Consider the following 15,060-nt stretch of genomic DNA (forward strand, 5'->3'; position numbering starts at 1 on the left):
GGCGATGCCCGAGGGGAAGCGGGGAACGCGCGACGGTCACCGGGGGTTTAGGGAGCTCCAGTTCACGCCATGAGGTCTCCCCATGAAAGTCAGCGATGCCATGACCAGCCAGGTCTCGACCGCAGCCCCGACCGACTCCATCCGCCACGTGGCCCAGGTGATGGCTCATATCGACAGCGGCGTGGTGCCCGTAGTCGAGGGCGGCAAGGTGATCGGCTTGGTTACGGACCGCGACATCGTCCTGCGGGTGGTCGCCGAGGGGCAAAGCCTCGACTCGCCGATCTCGGAGGCCATGTCAGTCGGCGAAGTGCTGAGCGTCAGGGAAGACGACGTCCTGGCCGACGCGACCGCCAAGATGTCCAGCCACCAGGTCCGCCGACTGGTGGTGCTGAACGACGCCGGGGTCCTGAGCGGCATCCTGTCGCTGGGCGACGTCGCCAAGGACTACGGTGCCAAACAGGTCGGCAAGACGCTGGAAGACATCTCGGCCGAAACGGGTGCCGCGCCGCACTGAGGTGTGCCGCCAGAAAAAAGGGCGGCCCCTCGCGGAGCCGCCCTTCAATACTCGGTTTGTTTTAACGCCTAGACCAGCGACGGATCGATGGTCTTGCAGACGTCCATCAGGCCCTGAACCGAGGCGACGGAAGCGGCGAACATCGCCTTTTCCGCGTCATTGGTTTCGAACTCGATGACGCGTTCCGCGCCGCCGGCACCGATCACGACCGGCACGCCGACATAGAGATCCTTCAGGCCATACTGGCCGGTCAGGAAGGTGGCGCAGGGCAGGACGCGCTTCTTGTCCTTCAGATAGCTGGTGGCCATGGCGATGGCCGATTCAGCCGGGGCATAGAAGGCCGAGCCGGTCTTCAGCAGGGCGACGATCTCGCCGCCGCCCTTGCGGGTGCGCTCGACGATGGCGTCCAGCTTTTCCTGGGTCAGCCAGCCCTGCTTGACCAGTTCCGGCAGCGGCAGGCCGCCCACGGTCGAGTGACGGACCATCGGGACCATGTCGTCGCCGTGGCCGCCCAGGGTCCAGGCGTGGATGTCTTCGACCGACACGCCGGTGGCTTCAGCCAGGAAGTAGGCGAAGCGGGCCGAGTCGAGGACGCCGGCCATGCCGATGACCTTTTCCTTGGGCAGGCCCGAGAACTGCTGCAGGGCCCAGACCATGGCGTCGAGCGGGTTGGTGATGCAGATGACGAAGGCGTTGGGGGCGTGGGCCTTGATGCCCTCGCCGACGGCCTTCATGACCTTCAGATTGATGCCAAGCAGGTCGTCGCGGCTCATGCCCGGCTTGCGCGGCACACCGGCGGTGACGATGCAGACGTCGGCACCGGCGATGTCGGCATAGTCATTGGCGCCCTTCAGGGCGACGTCCTTGCCGAACACGGCCGAGGCTTCGGCGATGTCGAGGGCCTTGCCCTGGGGCGTGCCTTCGCTGATGTCGAACAGGACGATGTCGCCCAGCTCTTCGCGAGCCGCGATGTGAGCCAGGGTGCCGCCGATCATGCCGGCGCCGATAAGGGCGATCTTCGCGCGAGCCATAGGGTCTCCGTCAGGACTGTGGATGAAATTTCTCGCGGCGGTCTAGACCCATGACGCCCAAGCCTCAAGCCCCCTTCCCCGTTTCGCTGCACTGCGGCAAGACTGTCTGAACGATGATAAGGACGCGCAGGGATGAGCAAGACCGATCCAGGCCACTATTTCGAGGACTTCCGGCTGGGTCAGGTGCTGGTGCACGCCACGCCGCGGACCGTCACGGCCGGCGATGTGGCGCTCTACACCGCCTTTTACGGCCCGCGCTTTTCGCTGTTCTCGTCAGACGAGGTCGCCCGGGCCAGCGGCCTGCCTGCAGCGCCGGTCGACCCGCTGATCGCCTTCCACATCGTGTTCGGCAAGACCGTACCGGACATCAGCCTCAATGCCGTGGCCAATCTGGGCTATGCCGAAGGCCTGTTCCTGGCCCCCGTCTATCCGGGCGATACGCTGATGGCCGAGTCCGAGGTGATCGGACTGAAGGAAAACTCCAACCGCAAGACCGGCGTCGTCTATGTGCGCACAACCGGCACCAACCAGCGGGGCGAGGCCGTGCTGCGCTATGTGCGCTGGGTGATGGTGCGCAAGCGCTCGGCCGAGGCGGAGGTGGCCGAGCAGGCGACGCCGAAACTGGCCGAGGCCGTGGCCGCCAGCGATCTGATCATCCCCGCGACCCTCGACTTCTCCAAATACGACTACGCCCTGGGCGGCGCGCCTCATGCCTACGAGGACTATGAGATCGGCGAGAAGATCGACCATGTCGACGGCATGGCCATCGAGGAGGCCGAGCACGCCATGGCCACGCGGCTGTGGCAGAACACCGCCAAGGTCCATTTCAACCAGTTCGAACGCGCCAAGGACCCGTCGGGCCGACGCCTCGTCTATGGCGGTGTGGTGATCTCGACCGCCAAGGCCCTGTCGTTCAACGGCCTGCAGAACGCCGGCCTGATCCTGGCGATCAATGGCGGCCGCCATGTCAGCCCCTATTTCGCCGGGGCCACGGTGTTCGCCTGGAGCGAGGTTCTGGACAAGGCCGACCTCGGCGGCGGCGTCGGGGCGCTGCGCCTGCGGCTGGTGGCGACCAAGGACCGGCCCTGCGACGACTTCCCCGGCAAGGACGAGGCCGGTACCTACAACGAGCAGGTCATCCTCGACTTCGACTATTGGGCGGCGGTGCCGAAACGTGGCTGAGTTCCGGCTCGACCCTGCCTTTGTCGCGACGGCCGCCGCGCTCGGCGACCTGCCCCTGTGCCATGCACGGCTGCAGCTGGACGCGCGGTATCCGTGGATCGTGCTGGTCCCGCGGGTGGCTGACGCCAGCGAGCTGCATCACCTGAGCGCCGCCGAGCGGGTCCAGCTGATGGAGGAGATCGTCTGGGCCAGCGAGGCCGTCCGGACCATCGGCGGCGCGGTCGACGTCCCGGTCGACAAGCTCAATGTCGGGGCTCTGGGCAATATCACCCGGCAATTGCACATCCATGTCGTCGGACGCAGCCCTGGCGATCCGGCCTGGCCGGGGCCGGTCTGGGGTCACAGCCCCGCCGAAGCCTACCAGCCCGATGCCCTCGAAGCGGCGATCGCCGCGGCGCGTGAGAGTCTGAAGATCCAGCCCTGATCGCCTGACAGGCGGGTTGGCCGACCGGTCAGCGCAGGTTCGGGGCCTTGCGGGCGGTCGACTTCTTCTTGCCGGCCGTCGCCTTGCCCTTGCGGGCCGCGGTCGCCTTGGCCTTGGAGCCCTTCTTGCCCTTGGCCACGGCCTTGCCCTTGCCAGCCTTCTTGGCGGCGGCGGCGCACTTGGCCTTGGCGGCCTTGAGCGCTTTGCCGGTCTTGCCCTTGGTGGAGCAGGCCGGAGCCTTCGCAGGGGCCGCACGACTCGCTGTGGCGCGGGGCGCGCCCCAGATCACCGGCCCGCGGCCCTGGATGACATAGCCCGGCGGCAGGCTGGGCGGGGCCTCGCGATCGGCCAGGACCGTCCGGTTGGCCTCTCCGTCATAGAGGTTGCCGCTCCAGCGGGACGTACCGGCCGGGCTGAGGGTCAGGACCGCCGTCTGGTCCAAACGCGGGCTGAACCGGACGACCAGGCTCTCGCCGGCCCGCTCAACCGACTCGATCAGGCCGGTCGAGCCCACGGCCCCGGCCCGGCGAATGTCGCGCCAGGCCCCTTCCACCGGACGAGAGTCTCCGGCCGGATCGACGAGCTGCAGGGCATAGAGGGGCAATCCATCAGCCCCATAGACCTTCCAGCCGCCGTCCAGCGGGCCCTGCAGTCCCTGGGCGGCGACGATCGAACCCTTGACCCGCATCTCATAGAGTTGCTCGGCCGGCACATAGGTGCCCTGCGGCACAAGATGTTCGCCCGCCGCGACCGTGGGGGCCGGCGATTCCGGGGCCGGGATCGGCAAGAGAGTCGGCTTGTGGTTCGGCGGCGGCGAGGAGGGGGCCGCAATCTCTTCCTCGTCGGTGGTCTGGGGTCCGCTCTGCGAGATCAGGTCGCCGAGGGGATCGATGGCTGCCGGAACATAGGGTTCAGGCGGGGCGGGCGAGACAGCGGCGGGACGCACGGCCGCCGGCTGCGCCGGCGCCGTGGCCACAGGGGCTTCCTGGGCCAGGGCCGGCGCGGCGATCAGCGCGAAAAGAACTGCCAGGGCCCGCATCAGACTGTCCTAACCCACCTTGGCCGCAATGGAAGCCGCCACCTGCACCAGGCGCTCGGCCTGGGCCAGATGCAGCCGCTCGGCCATCTTGCCGTCGACCCGAAGCGCGCCCTTGCCGGCATTTTCCGGCGCTTTGAAGGCCGCGATCACCGCCTCGCTCCAGGCGATCTCGTCGGGGCTGGGCGAGAACACCCGGTTGCAGATTTCCAGATGCTTGGGATGGATCAGGGTCTTGCCGTCAAACCCGAAATCGACGCCCTGCAGGCAGACGGCCTCGAGCCCCGCCAGATCCTCGATGTCATTGTGCACGCCGTCCAGAATCGTCAGGCCGTGGGCCCGGGCGGCGGCGACCGACAGGGTCAGCAGGGGCAGGAACGGTGCGCGGTCAGGCGTCTGGCGGGCCCGCATCTCCTTGGCGAAGTCATTGACCCCCATCACCCAGGCCGACAGGCGGCTCGAAGAGCTGGCGGCGGCGATCTCCCACAGGTGGAAGGCGGCCTTGCCGGTCTCGATCATCGTCCAGAGCCGGGTATGGGCCGGGGCGGCGGCCAGGGCGGCGTCATAGGCGCGGACATCTGCCGCATCATTGACCTTGGGGACCAGGACCGCATCGGGTCCAGCCTCGGCGGCGGCCGCAAGGTCGTCCGCGCCCCAGGGGGTGTCGAGGCCATTGGTGCGGATGACGATCTCGCGCGGCCCGAAGCCGCCGGCCTTCACCGCCGCAACCGCCGCCTCGCGAGCGGCGACCTTCATTTCCGGGGCGACGGCGTCTTCCAGGTCCAGGATGATCACGTCGGCGTCCAGGGTGCGCGCCTTCTCGACCGCCTTGGCATTGGAAGCCGGCATGTAGAGAGCGCTACGGCGCGGCCTGGCGATGTCGGACATGCAAATTCCCTGCGGTCTCGTCTGTATCGGACCTTCTTTAGCATCGCCGCGCGCCGGCAAAAGGCCCGGTCGTGCCTCAGGCGAGCCCGGACCGCCAAAAGCGACAGACGGCAGGCTAAACAGGGTCCCGAATGACGCGAACCGGGTTAGGATCGGGGCATGACCACGCGCTATGACGAGTCTGCCCGCAATGTTCTGGGCGGGGAGCTGGCTCCCTGTTCACTGGATCCGGTGACGGGTTTCTATCGCAATGGCTGTTGCGAGACCGGTCCGCATGATCTGGGCCTGCACACGGTCTGCGCCGTGATGACCGAGGCCTTCCTCGCCTTCTCCCGGGCGGCCGGCAATGACCTGTCGACCCCGCGCCCCGAATTTGCCTTTCGCGGCCTGAAGGCCGGCGACCGTTGGTGCCTCTGTGCCGGTCGCTGGAAAGAGGCCCTCGACGCCGGCGTCGCCCCGCCCGTGGTACTGGAAGCCTCGCATGAAGAGATGCTGGCCATCGTGCCCCTCGGGGTGCTGAAGGATCACGCGGCGGTCTAGGCGTCGCCACTTGCCCCCTACGGGCTGCTACGCAGCCGTCTTCCCCCGGAGGGGGAAGATGAAGGACGGCGATCTCATCTTCCCCCCGCAGGGGGGGAGGACGACCTGCGCAGCAGGTCAGGAGGGGGCCTGCGGCACCACCCGCCTCAGCCCAGCGCATACTCCCGCTCCAGCCGATAGACCGAGCCCTCGCCGCCCAGCCAGCTGGAATAGAGACCGAACGACTCCACCCGGAACGGCGGCGACTGCAGCAGGCTATTGGCCTGGATCCAGGCGCCGACCTCGGGGACTGCGGGGCGCTTCAGATAGGCCAGGGTGACATGCGGGGTGTAGAGCCGCGCCTCGGGCTTCAGGCCCACTTCGCGCGCGGCCCGCTCGTTAGCCTTGGCCAGTCCGCGCAGGTCGCGGCTTTCACCCGCGCCAGCCCAGACCGCGTGGATCTCGACGCCCTCGCCGAAATGGCCGACGCCCGCCAGTTCCAGATCAAAGGCCGGGGCCTCGATCGCCGCCAGGGCTTCGTCGAGCTCGGCGGCGACCGGCTCCTGCACATCGCCGATGAACTTCAGGGTGATGTGAAAGGCCTCCTGCGGCCGCCAGCGGGCCCCGTCGATCCCGTGTTGGCGACGCAGCAGACCCTCGCCGATCTCCGGCGGGACGGCGATGGCGGTGAACAGGCGCAGCATGGGCTCAGGGGCAGGGATTGGGCTGGGTCGCGTGGATGGCGTTGACCGCCTTTTCCAGCTCGTCGGTCCAGGTCAGGTCGAAGGCGTCGATGGCGATCTTCAGCTGGGCCATCGAGGTGGCGCCGATGATGGTCGAGGTCACGAACTGGCGGGCGTCGCAGAACTTCAGGGCCAGGGTCGCCGGATCGATCCCGAACTTGGCGGCCAGGTCGACATAGGCGCGGATCGCCGCCTCGGCCCCGGGACCCTCATAGCGCTGCATGCGGTTATAGAGCGCCTTGCGCGAGCCTTCGGGCAGGCCGCCGTCCAGATACTTGCCGGTCAGGGCGCCCTGGGCCAGCGGTGAATAGGCCAGCAGCCCCACCTGTTCCCGCATGGCGATCTCGGCCAGGCCATATTCGAAGGTGCGGTTGGCCAGGTGATAGGCGTTCTGGATCGAGGCGATGCGGGGCAGGCCCCCTCCCCCATGTCTTGAGCCCTCGCTCTCGGCCAGGAAGCGCATCACGCCCCAGGGAAACTCATTGGAGACCCCGATCGCCCGCAGGGTGCCCTTTTTCACGTGGGCGTCGAGGGCCTCGAGAATGTCACCGAAGGTCTCGTAGTCCTGCTCGTAGTCCTTGAAGGTCTGACCGCCAAATACCCGGATCGGGCGGTCGGGCCAGTGCAGCTGGTAAAGGTCCAGATAGTCGGTGTTCAGGCGCTTGAGTGAGCCTTCTACGGCCGCGTCGATCTGGGCCCGGGTGTGACGGGTGGGGGCGCCGTCAGCCCGCATCCAGGTCAGGCCGCCAAAGGCGCTGCCGCGACCGGCCACCTTGGAGGCCAGGACGATCTGGTCACGCTTGCCGGTCTTCTGCAGCCAGGAGCCGATGTGGCGTTCGGTATTGCCCTGGGTCTTAGGATCGGGCGGGCTGGAATACATCTCGGCCGTGTCCCAGAAATTGACCCCGCGCTCGAGCGCGTAGTCCATCTGGGCGTGGGCCTCCTCTTCGCTGTTCTGCGAGCCCCAGGTCATGGTGCCCAGGCAGCAGCGCGAGACCCTCACGCCGGTTCGTCCCAGTTCCGAATATTCCATCCGCGCGTCCGCCCCGTTCTGCTTGATCGGGCCTATGTAAGCGGTCTGGTGCGGCCTGCAACAGCCGTCCCTTGCGCGAAGCGACTCCAGTACCAATATTGGTATGGCGTCCATTTCGGGCGCGATCAATCAGAAGGGTTTTCCCTCGATGAACGACCTCAACCGCGGCTATGCGCGCTCGATCCCGGTGGATCGCGCCGACATGTCGGTTGACGCCGGCCTGCGCAGCTTCATGCTCGGCGTCTATAACAAGGTGGCGCTGGGCCTCGTCCTGTCAGGCGCTCTCGCCTACATCACGTCTTCCGTTCCGGCCGTTCGCGACCTCATGTTCGTGGTCCAGGGCGGTCGCCTGGTTGGCGTGACGCCCATCTACATGATCGTGGCGTTCGCGCCGCTGGTCCTGCTGCTGGTCGCCGGCTTCGCCCTGCGCAACCCCAAGCCCCAGACTGCCGGGGCGCTGTACTGGACCATCGTCACGCTGATCGGCGCGTCGCTGGGCTCGGTGTTCCTGCGTTATACCGGCGAGTCGGTCGCCTCGACCTTCTTCGTCACGGCGGCGGCCTTCGGCGGCCTCAGCCTGTTTGGTTACAGCACCAAGAAGGACCTGACCGGTTTCGGCAGCTTCCTGATCATGGGCGTCTTCGGCCTGGTCATCGCCTCGATCGTCAGCATCTTCTTCAAGAGCCCGGCCCTGGTCTTTGCGATCAACGTCCTGGGCGTGCTGATCTTCTCGGGCCTGATCGCCTATGACACCCAGCGCCTGAAGATGACCTATTACGAACTGGGCGGCGACACCGCGGCCCAGAGCGTGGCCACCAATTTCGGCGCGCTGAGCCTGTACATCAACTTCGTCAACCTCTTCCAGTTCCTGCTGTCGCTGTTTGGCAACCGCAACTAGGCTTGAATGACGTCTGGAACGACGAAGCCCCGGCGGGACACCGCCGGGGCTTTTTGTTTGGCAGGGCATCGCCCTTAATCCACGACCGAGAACTTGCCCTTCTCGAACACCTTCAGCACCTGGGCCAGTTCGTGGCCGCGTTTCAGGATCATGCCGCCCTGGCCGATCACCGCCCAGGCCCCCTGCTTGCGGGCCAGGGTCGGACGCTTTTCGACGCGATAGAGCGGGGCCTCGGCGGCGTGGCGAAAGATCGAGAACACCGCGCAGTCGGACAGGCCGGCTATGCCGTAGTCGCGCCATTCGCCGGCGGCGACCATTCGGCCATAGAGCCGCATGAGCTGATCCAGCTCGCGCCGCTCGAAAAAGGTCACGCCACCGGGCGACGGGGCGGACGGAAACTGCGGATCCAACGCCATCGGACGAATCCTAACCCCACTCCGCCCCGTTTGGCGAGCGTGGCCTGACAGTCACGCGGGCAACAATTGCGGCCAAACCGACACACGGCGCCGCGAAAGGACCTTAATTTGGACCTTCGGCCGCCTGCATGGGCCGTCAGATTGTCGGTGTCGGCTGATCGGACATCTCGTCGTCCAGGACCCTGAACAGCCCCCCAGCCCCCCTTGATCGCGGGCCGGTCGGCCGACAGACCTAAACCCCTCCCCTACCGAGCCCGCGCGGTCTTCCCCCCCCCAACCGCGCGGGCTTTCTGCTGTCTGGCCGCTGGCTGACAAGGCGGGCCGTCGCCTTGAAACGACCTTGGTTTGGACGTGGTAGCGCCTGTTTGCGGGGCGATAAAACAAGGGTCAGCCGACCGGCTTCGGGTCCGGGGCCCTGAACAGCCCCCCCAGCCCACTCCGGATCAGAGCCGGTCTGCTGACCAACAGCCCCTCTCCAAAAGAGCTCGCGCGATCGCCCCCCTCGGTCGCGCGGGTTTTTTGGCATCTGGGGGTCTGGAAAGTCGGCGGCCCGGAACGTCACCTGACCGAATGGCGCTCAGGCCTTCGGAGCCGTCAGGGCGCGACGGCCTGGCGCACGCCAATGATGCGGCCACCCTTGGCGGCCTGAACCAGAATGACGGTCTGGAGCTCGGGATCGCTCACCGGCGGCAGGCGGTAGAGCTTGGGCCGCCCGGACCAGCTGCCCAGCCGGACCAGTTCGCGGACCACATTGCGATGGACCAGGGTCTGGCCCTTGTTGTCGCCACGCTTGACGGCAATGTCCTGCTCGCGCGGATCATACCGCACCAGCCAGACCTCGCCGCCGCCCCGGGGTGCAGGACCGGATCCCACCGCCGCCCGGGTCTTGCCGACGAAGGCGATATCCGGCGGATTCGAGGGAGCCCTGGCCGCCGTCCGGATCAGGTCCTCGACAGCCTCGGCCTTGGCCCCGGACGCCTGGACGCGGCCCCCGACCACCATCTGGGGCGTGGGCACGTCGCGCAGGGCGAACTTCTTGACATAGGCCCGCTGGCGATCGGCGAAGACCGGCTTGGCGAAGGTGTCCTTCCAGCCGAGATAGTCCCAGTAGTCGACCGAATAGGTCAGGGCCAGGACCCCGTCACGCTGGGCGAGATCGGCGGCCAGCTGGTTGGCCTTGCCGCAGGAAGAGCAGCCCTGGGCCGTGAACAGCTCGACGACCACCGGGGGCTTGGCGGCCCAGGCGGAGGTGGCGGCAAGGCCCGAGAGAGCCAGACAGAACAGGGAGAGGGCGGCCTTACGCATTGCGGGCCACTTAAGCCAAGATCACGGGTCTAGGCCGTTCACGAGGCCGTGAAGGCCAAGTTCTTTTGCCAAACTTCGCGCAGGAAACGAAAACGGCCCGCCGGATCGCTCCGACGGGCCGTCTTTTCGCGAATCTGCCTCTGGCTAGTCAGCCTTGGCCAGGTTGCGCAGCACGTAGTTCAGCACGCCGCCGTTCTTGAAGTATTCAAGCTCGGTCGGGGTGTCGATGCGGCAGCGGACCGGGAAGCGGGCGATGCGGCCATCGGTCGGGCGATAGAGCTCGACGATCAGCTGCTTGCGCGGGGCCAGGTCGGTGAGGCCGCGGATCGAGACGATCTCCTCGCCGGTCAGTTCCAGCTTCTGCCAGCCGTCCTGGATGAACTGCAGCGGCAGAACGCCCATGCCGACCAGGTTCGAACGGTGGATGCGCTCGAAGCTTTCGGTGATCACCGCCCGGACGCCCAGCAGCTTGGTGCCCTTGGCAGCCCAGTCACGCGACGAGCCGGTGCCGTATTCCTTGCCGGCGAAGACCACCGAGGGGCGACCCTCTTCCTGGTACTTCATGGCCGCATCATAGATCGACATCACCTGGCCCGACGGGAAGTGCTTGGTGACGCCCCCTTCGATGTCCGGGGTGATGCGGTTGCGGATGCGGATATTGGCGAAGGTGCCGCGCATCATGACCTGGTGGTTGCCGCGACGCGCGCCGTAACCGTTGAAGTCGATGGGCTCGACGCCGTTGTCGATCAGGTACTGACCGGCCGGGCTGGAGGCCTTGATCGAACCGGCCGGGCTGATGTGGTCGGTGGTGATCGAGTCGCCGAACACGGCCAGGACGCGGGCTTCCACGATGTCGGTGACCGGGGTCGGGGTCATGGACATGTTGGGGAAGTAGGGCGGATTCTGAACGTAGGTCGAATCCCCTTCCCAGGCGTAGGTCTGGCCGCCGGTGATCTTGATCCCCTGCCAGTTCTTGTCGCCCTTGAAGACGTCGCCATAACGGCTGGCGAACATCTTTTCGGTGACCGACTTGCGCTGCAGGACGGCGATGTCTTCGTTCGAAGGCCAGATGTCCTTCAGGAAGACGTCATTGCCCTTCTTGTCCTGGCCGATCGGCTGGGTGGCCAGGTCGATCTTCATCGAGCCGGCCAGGGCATAGGCCACCACCAGGGGCGGCGAGGCCAGGTAGTTGGCGCGAACGTCGGGATTCACCCGGCCTTCGAAGTTGCGGTTGCCCGACAGCACCGAGCAGGCGACCAGATCGTTGTCGCTGATCGTCTTGCTGATCGCTTCCGGCAGAGGACCGGAATTGCCGATACAGGTGGTGCAGCCGTAACCGACCAGGTTGAAGCCGAGGGCGTCGAGGTGCTTGGTCAGGCCGGCCTTGAGCAGATAGTCGGTGACCACCTGCGAGCCGGGTGCCAGGGAGGTCTTCACCCACGGCTTGACCTTCAGACCCTTGGCGACCGCGTTCTTGGCCAGCAGGCCGGCGGCGATCAGCACCGAGGGGTTGGAGGTGTTGGTGCAGGAGGTGATGGCCGCGATGACCACGTCGCCGTGACCGACATCGAAGTTTTCGCCTTCGACCGGAGCGCGCAGCTCGGGGTTTTCGGCCTTGCCGAATTCACCGGCCAGCGACTCGGCGAACTTGGACGCCGCGTCGGTCAGCAGAACCCGGTCTTGCGGGCGCTTGGGGCCGGCCAGCGACGGCAGGACGACCGAGAGGTCCAGTTCCAGGGTGTCGGTGAAGGTCGGCTCGGCGACGCCGGGCTCCCACCACAGACCCTGTTCCTTGGCATAGGCCTCGACCAGAGCGACGCGGGCCGCGTCGCGGCCGGTGCCCTTCAGATAGGCGATGGTCGCGGCCGAGATCGGGAAGAAGCCGCAGGTCGCGCCATATTCCGGAGCCATGTTGGCGATGGTCGCCTGGTCTTCCAGGGTCAGGTTGGCCAGGGCGTCGCCGTAGAATTCGACGAACTTGCCGACCACGCCCTTCTTGCGCAGCATCTGGGTGACGGTCAGCACCAGGTCGGTGGCCGTCGCGCCTTCCGGCATGGCGCCGGTCAGCTTGAAGCCGATGACTTCCGGGATCAGCATCGGGATCGGCTGGCCCAGCATGGCCGCTTCCGCCTCGATACCGCCCACGCCCCAGCCCAGAACCGCCAGGCCGTTGACCATGGTGGTGTGGCTGTCGGTGCCGACGACGGTGTCGGGATAGGCGGTGGTTTCGCCGTCGACATCATTGGTCCAGACGGTCTGGGCCAGATATTCCAGGTTCACCTGGTGGCAGATGCCGGTGCCGGGAGGCACGACGCGGAAATTGTTGAAGGCCGACGAGCCCCAGCGCAGGAAACGGTAGCGCTCGATATTGCGCTCGTACTCGCGCTTGACGTTGTCGTCATAGGCCTTGGCATTGCCGAAATTGTCGACCATCACCGAGTGGTCGATGACCAGGTCCACCGGGTTCAGCGGATTGATCTTGGCCGGATCTGCGCCGAGGGCGACCATGGCGTCGCGCATGGCGGCAAGGTCGACCACGGCGGGAACGCCGGTGAAGTCCTGCATCAGCACCCGCGCCGGGCGGAAGCTGATTTCGTGCTCGACGGCACCCTTGTTCTGCAGCCAGGCCGCGACGGCCTTCAGGTCGGGTTCGTCAACCGAAACACCGTCCTCATTGCGCAGCAGATTCTCGAGAAGCACCTTCATCGAGACCGGCAACGAAGAAACACCGGTCAGACCGGCTTCCTCAGCGGCGCGAAGGCTGTAATAGACGTAGGTCTTGCCGCCGACGACAAGTTCGCGGCGGGCTTTGAGGCTGTCCACAGACGCCATTCGGGAGATCCCTTCTCTGTCCACGGCCGCCCGAAAACCACTCCCGGGATCGCGCGATCGAGGCGGACCCACAGCGTCCATCCCCGCGCCGCGTACGCCCCTGACTCTATGGAGGGTGACGGCCGAGGGCTTCTTAGCGCTGCTGATGGATAACGTCCATGCACGGGACAAGGTCTTGGCATGTTGAGAGCTGTTCTCATCAAGGATCTGGCGATCTCGCGGGGCGAGCGGCGGCTGTTCACCGGACTCAATCTGCACCTCGACGCCGGTGAAGCAGTGGAACTGACCGGCCGCAACGGGGCCGGCAAGACCAGCCTGCTGCGCGCCGTGGCCGGACTGCTGCGGCCCGAGGCCGGAGAGATTGTCTTTGCCGACCTGGACCCTGAAGCTGCCCGCGCCGAACACCTGCACATGGTCGGCCACCAGGACGGCCTGAAGTCCACCCGCACGGCCTGGGAGGAACTGCGCTTCCAGACCCTGTGGTGCGGCGGATCCCCGACCACGGCCCGTCAGGCGGCGGAGCGATTCGATCTGGTCCGCCTGCTGGACCTGGAGGTTCGTCGCCTGTCGGCCGGACAGCGTCGCCGGCTCGCCCTCGCCAGGCTGGTGGCCAGTCCCCGCACCCTGTGGCTGCTCGACGAGCCCATGGCCCCGCTCGACGCCGGCCACCGCCTGGCCTTCGGGGCCCTGATGGCCGAGCACCTGGTCGGGGGTGGCATGATCCTGGCGGCGGTCCATGACCCCCTGCCCGTCGCCGCCCGGGTGGTCGAGGTCGGGGCATGACCGCCTTCCTGATCCTGCTGCGTCGCGAACTGGCCCTGGCCTGGGGCAAGGGCGGCGGGCCGCTGCTGGCCCTGGCCTTCTATGCCGGCGTCGTCACCCTGCTTCCAATGGCCGCAGGCCGGGCCCCGGAAAAACTGGCCGCCGTGGCCCCCGGCATCGCCTGGCTGGCCCTCGCCCTGTCGGCCCTGCTGTCCCTCGAGCGCCTGTTCGAGCGCGACTTCGAGGACGGTGCCCTGGACCTGCTCTCCCTCGGCCCGGCCTCCCTGGAAGCGGTAGCCGTCGCCAAGTGCCTGGCCCAGTGGCTGGCCTCGGGCGCGCCCCTGGCCCTGGCCGCGCCAATCGCCGCCCTGGCCCTGGGGGCCCCTGCTAAGATCATTCCCCTGCTGATGATCTGCGGCCTGTTCGGCGGCCTGGCCTTCGCCTTCCTCGGCGGCCTCGGGGCCAGCCTCGCCCTCGGCAGCCGACGCGGCGGCCTGCTGGTCGCGGTAATTGTCCTGCCCCTCTATGTGCCGCCGGTGATCTTCGGGGCCGGAGCCCTGGACGCCCTGGCCGGCGGCCTGCCCTGGACCGGCGGCCTGTTCCTGATGCTGGCCTATTGCCTGGCGGCCGTAGGCCTGAGCCCCCTGGCCATGGCCGCAGCCTGCCGGAATGCCCTGGACTAGGGTCCGGCGGAACGGGTCGGCCCGACGCGTCTCGGGGCGAGACATCAGGTCTCGCTGCGCGACAAACCTGTAACATCCTTCATGTTTTATGACATTTTCGCGCCATATGGCGGTGCTCAAACTCTCGCCAGACTTGGTTCTGAGGGAGACACCAACATGCACAGTTCCACGCGCCGCCTGGCCCTGGCGGCCGGCGCCGTTCTGGCCATCGTCGCCGGTGGCGGGGCCGCCCTGGCCCAGATGCCGCCACCGCCACCGCCCGCACCGCCGCCTCCACCCCTGCCGCCCCTGCCCCCCATGGAAGCCATGATGATGGGCGGCGAAGGCATGATGGTGATGCACCACCGCATGCCGGGCGATCCGGAGCAGCACGCCAAGCATCTGCGCGACGTCCTGCAACTGCGCCCCGACCAGGACGCCGCCCTGAAGACCTATCTCGACGCCACCGCGCCGCAGAAAATGGCCGAGGCCATGAAGGCGGGGCGCCCGGATGGCGACGAGGACGATGACAAGGGCCTGACCACGCCGGAACGTCTGGACCGTCAGGCGGCCCACATGGCCAGGATGGCCGAAACCTTCCAGAAGCGCGCCACAGCGACCAAGGCCTTCTATGCCGCCCTGTCACCCAGCCAGCAGAAGGCCTTCGATGCTCTGGGCCCACGCGGTGGTAGTCCGCGCATGATCGTCCGGCACCTTGAAACCCGCCATGGCGGTCCGCCGATGGGCGAACACAAGGAAGAGCGCCGGATCATCATCAAGCCCAAGGCCGGGTGATAAGGGTCGATACGCATTGC

General features: G+C 67.1%; 16 protein-coding genes. 8 read left to right on the top strand and 8 right to left on the bottom strand.

Going from position 1 to position 15,060, the window contains the following annotated elements; translation table 11 throughout:
* Positions 1–82 precede the first annotated feature (82 nt).
* The gene (locus tag AQ619_RS17490) at positions 83–514 is read left to right on the top strand and encodes a CBS domain-containing protein (protein ID WP_062150720.1); all 432 of its coding nucleotides are present in this window, start codon (positions 83–85) and stop codon (positions 512–514) included.
* A gap of 68 nt (positions 515–582) precedes the next feature.
* Here the strand turns inward: AQ619_RS17490 and mdh are convergent, their stop codons facing one another.
* Complete coding sequence (mdh, locus tag AQ619_RS17495) at positions 583–1,545, bottom strand: malate dehydrogenase (protein WP_062150722.1); 963 nt, start codon at positions 1,543–1,545, stop codon at positions 583–585.
* 132 nt (positions 1,546–1,677) lie between these two features.
* Between mdh and AQ619_RS17500 the strand changes: the two genes are divergently transcribed.
* Positions 1,678–2,727: a MaoC family dehydratase gene (locus AQ619_RS17500; RefSeq protein WP_062150725.1), complete on the top strand. Its 1,050-nt coding sequence runs from the start codon at positions 1,678–1,680 to the stop codon at positions 2,725–2,727.
* A complete protein-coding gene (locus AQ619_RS17505; RefSeq protein ID WP_062150728.1) occupies positions 2,720–3,151 on the top strand; it encodes an HIT domain-containing protein in 432 nt (143 codons plus the stop codon). Before AQ619_RS17500 ends, AQ619_RS17505 begins: the two co-directional genes overlap by 8 nt.
* 28 nt (positions 3,152–3,179) lie before the next feature.
* On the opposite strand, the gene AQ619_RS17510 is transcribed toward AQ619_RS17505, so the two are convergent.
* Both AQ619_RS17510 and AQ619_RS17515 read right to left on the bottom strand, forming a co-directional pair.
* Positions 3,180–4,190 carry a hypothetical protein gene (locus AQ619_RS17510; protein WP_062150731.1) on the bottom strand — a complete coding sequence of 337 codons (1,011 nt, stop codon included), beginning with the start codon at positions 4,188–4,190 and terminating at the stop codon, positions 3,180–3,182.
* A 9-nt stretch (positions 4,191–4,199) separates the two neighbouring features.
* On the bottom strand, positions 4,200–5,075 hold the full coding sequence (locus AQ619_RS17515) for an HpcH/HpaI aldolase/citrate lyase family protein (protein ID WP_062150734.1): 876 nt from the start codon (positions 5,073–5,075) through the stop codon (positions 4,200–4,202).
* 159 nt (positions 5,076–5,234) lie between these two features.
* On the opposite strand from AQ619_RS17515, the gene AQ619_RS17520 reads away from it, so the two are divergent.
* Positions 5,235–5,615, top strand: coding sequence for a DUF2237 family protein (locus AQ619_RS17520; RefSeq protein ID WP_062150737.1), 381 nt, complete (start codon positions 5,235–5,237; stop codon positions 5,613–5,615).
* Positions 5,616–5,761: 146 nt separating this feature from the next.
* On the opposite strand, the gene thpR is transcribed toward AQ619_RS17520, so the two are convergent.
* On the bottom strand, positions 5,762–6,298 hold the full coding sequence (thpR, locus tag AQ619_RS17525; protein WP_062150740.1) for an RNA 2',3'-cyclic phosphodiesterase: 537 nt from the start codon (positions 6,296–6,298) through the stop codon (positions 5,762–5,764).
* A gap of 4 nt (positions 6,299–6,302) precedes the next feature.
* Positions 6,303–7,370: an aldo/keto reductase gene (locus AQ619_RS17530; RefSeq protein ID WP_062150742.1), complete on the bottom strand. Its 1,068-nt coding sequence runs from the start codon at positions 7,368–7,370 to the stop codon at positions 6,303–6,305.
* Between the two features lie 148 nt (positions 7,371–7,518).
* Between AQ619_RS17530 and AQ619_RS17535 the strand changes: the two genes are divergently transcribed.
* Positions 7,519–8,268: a Bax inhibitor-1/YccA family protein gene (locus tag AQ619_RS17535; protein ID WP_062151827.1), complete on the top strand. Its 750-nt coding sequence runs from the start codon at positions 7,519–7,521 to the stop codon at positions 8,266–8,268.
* Between the two features lie 74 nt (positions 8,269–8,342).
* Here the strand turns inward: AQ619_RS17535 and AQ619_RS17540 are convergent, their stop codons facing one another.
* From AQ619_RS17540 to acnA, 3 genes are all read right to left on the bottom strand, one after another.
* Complete coding sequence (locus tag AQ619_RS17540) at positions 8,343–8,684, bottom strand: DUF2794 domain-containing protein (protein ID WP_062150744.1); 342 nt, start codon at positions 8,682–8,684, stop codon at positions 8,343–8,345.
* A gap of 594 nt (positions 8,685–9,278) precedes the next feature.
* A complete protein-coding gene (locus AQ619_RS17545) occupies positions 9,279–9,989 on the bottom strand; it encodes a DUF1223 domain-containing protein (RefSeq protein WP_062150747.1) in 711 nt (236 codons plus the stop codon).
* 144 nt (positions 9,990–10,133) lie between these two features.
* A complete protein-coding gene (gene acnA / locus AQ619_RS17550) occupies positions 10,134–12,821 on the bottom strand; it encodes an aconitate hydratase AcnA (protein WP_062150749.1) in 2,688 nt (895 codons plus the stop codon).
* Positions 12,822–13,001: 180 nt separating this feature from the next.
* Between acnA and ccmA the strand changes: the two genes are divergently transcribed.
* From ccmA to AQ619_RS17565, 3 genes are all read left to right on the top strand, one after another.
* The gene (gene ccmA, locus AQ619_RS17555; protein ID WP_062150752.1) at positions 13,002–13,604 is read left to right on the top strand and encodes a heme ABC exporter ATP-binding protein CcmA; all 603 of its coding nucleotides are present in this window, start codon (positions 13,002–13,004) and stop codon (positions 13,602–13,604) included.
* The gene (gene ccmB / locus AQ619_RS17560) at positions 13,601–14,266 is read left to right on the top strand and encodes a heme exporter protein CcmB (RefSeq protein ID WP_062150755.1); all 666 of its coding nucleotides are present in this window, start codon (positions 13,601–13,603) and stop codon (positions 14,264–14,266) included. The genes ccmA and ccmB overlap by 4 nt, the downstream gene beginning before the upstream one ends.
* Before the next feature lie 156 nt (positions 14,267–14,422).
* Positions 14,423–15,040 carry a Spy/CpxP family protein refolding chaperone gene (locus tag AQ619_RS17565; RefSeq protein ID WP_062150758.1) on the top strand — a complete coding sequence of 206 codons (618 nt, stop codon included), beginning with the start codon at positions 14,423–14,425 and terminating at the stop codon, positions 15,038–15,040.
* Positions 15,041–15,060 lie beyond the last annotated feature (20 nt).

Origin of the sequence: Caulobacter henricii, from assembly GCF_001414055.1 — a bacterium.
GTDB classification, from domain to species: domain Bacteria; phylum Pseudomonadota; class Alphaproteobacteria; order Caulobacterales; family Caulobacteraceae; genus Caulobacter; species Caulobacter henricii.

What these genes read in the sequence shown, in the direction of transcription:
- AQ619_RS17565 (WP_062150758.1), top strand. Translation starts at nt 14,423, where the DNA reads ATGCACAGTTCCACGCGCCGCCTGGCCCTGGCGGCCGGCGCCGTTCTG.
- ccmA (WP_062150752.1), top strand. Translation starts at nt 13,002, where the DNA reads ATGTTGAGAGCTGTTCTCATCAAGGATCTGGCGATCTCGCGGGGCGAG.
- thpR (WP_062150740.1), bottom strand. Translation starts at nt 6,298, where the DNA reads ATGCTGCGCCTGTTCACCGCCATCGCCGTCCCGCCGGAGATCGGCGAG.
- AQ619_RS17490 (WP_062150720.1), top strand. Translation starts at nt 83, where the DNA reads ATGAAAGTCAGCGATGCCATGACCAGCCAGGTCTCGACCGCAGCCCCG.
- AQ619_RS17530 (WP_062150742.1), bottom strand. Translation starts at nt 7,370, where the DNA reads ATGGAATATTCGGAACTGGGACGAACCGGCGTGAGGGTCTCGCGCTGC.
- AQ619_RS17515 (WP_062150734.1), bottom strand. Translation starts at nt 5,075, where the DNA reads ATGTCCGACATCGCCAGGCCGCGCCGTAGCGCTCTCTACATGCCGGCT.
- AQ619_RS17545 (WP_062150747.1), bottom strand. Translation starts at nt 9,989, where the DNA reads ATGCGTAAGGCCGCCCTCTCCCTGTTCTGTCTGGCTCTCTCGGGCCTT.
- ccmB (WP_062150755.1), top strand. Translation starts at nt 13,601, where the DNA reads ATGACCGCCTTCCTGATCCTGCTGCGTCGCGAACTGGCCCTGGCCTGG.
- acnA (WP_062150749.1), bottom strand. Translation starts at nt 12,821, where the DNA reads ATGGCGTCTGTGGACAGCCTCAAAGCCCGCCGCGAACTTGTCGTCGGC.
- AQ619_RS17500 (WP_062150725.1), top strand. Translation starts at nt 1,678, where the DNA reads ATGAGCAAGACCGATCCAGGCCACTATTTCGAGGACTTCCGGCTGGGT.
- AQ619_RS17520 (WP_062150737.1), top strand. Translation starts at nt 5,235, where the DNA reads ATGACCACGCGCTATGACGAGTCTGCCCGCAATGTTCTGGGCGGGGAG.
- AQ619_RS17535 (WP_062151827.1), top strand. Translation starts at nt 7,519, where the DNA reads ATGAACGACCTCAACCGCGGCTATGCGCGCTCGATCCCGGTGGATCGC.
- mdh (WP_062150722.1), bottom strand. Translation starts at nt 1,545, where the DNA reads ATGGCTCGCGCGAAGATCGCCCTTATCGGCGCCGGCATGATCGGCGGC.
- AQ619_RS17540 (WP_062150744.1), bottom strand. Translation starts at nt 8,684, where the DNA reads ATGGCGTTGGATCCGCAGTTTCCGTCCGCCCCGTCGCCCGGTGGCGTG.
- AQ619_RS17510 (WP_062150731.1), bottom strand. Translation starts at nt 4,190, where the DNA reads ATGCGGGCCCTGGCAGTTCTTTTCGCGCTGATCGCCGCGCCGGCCCTG.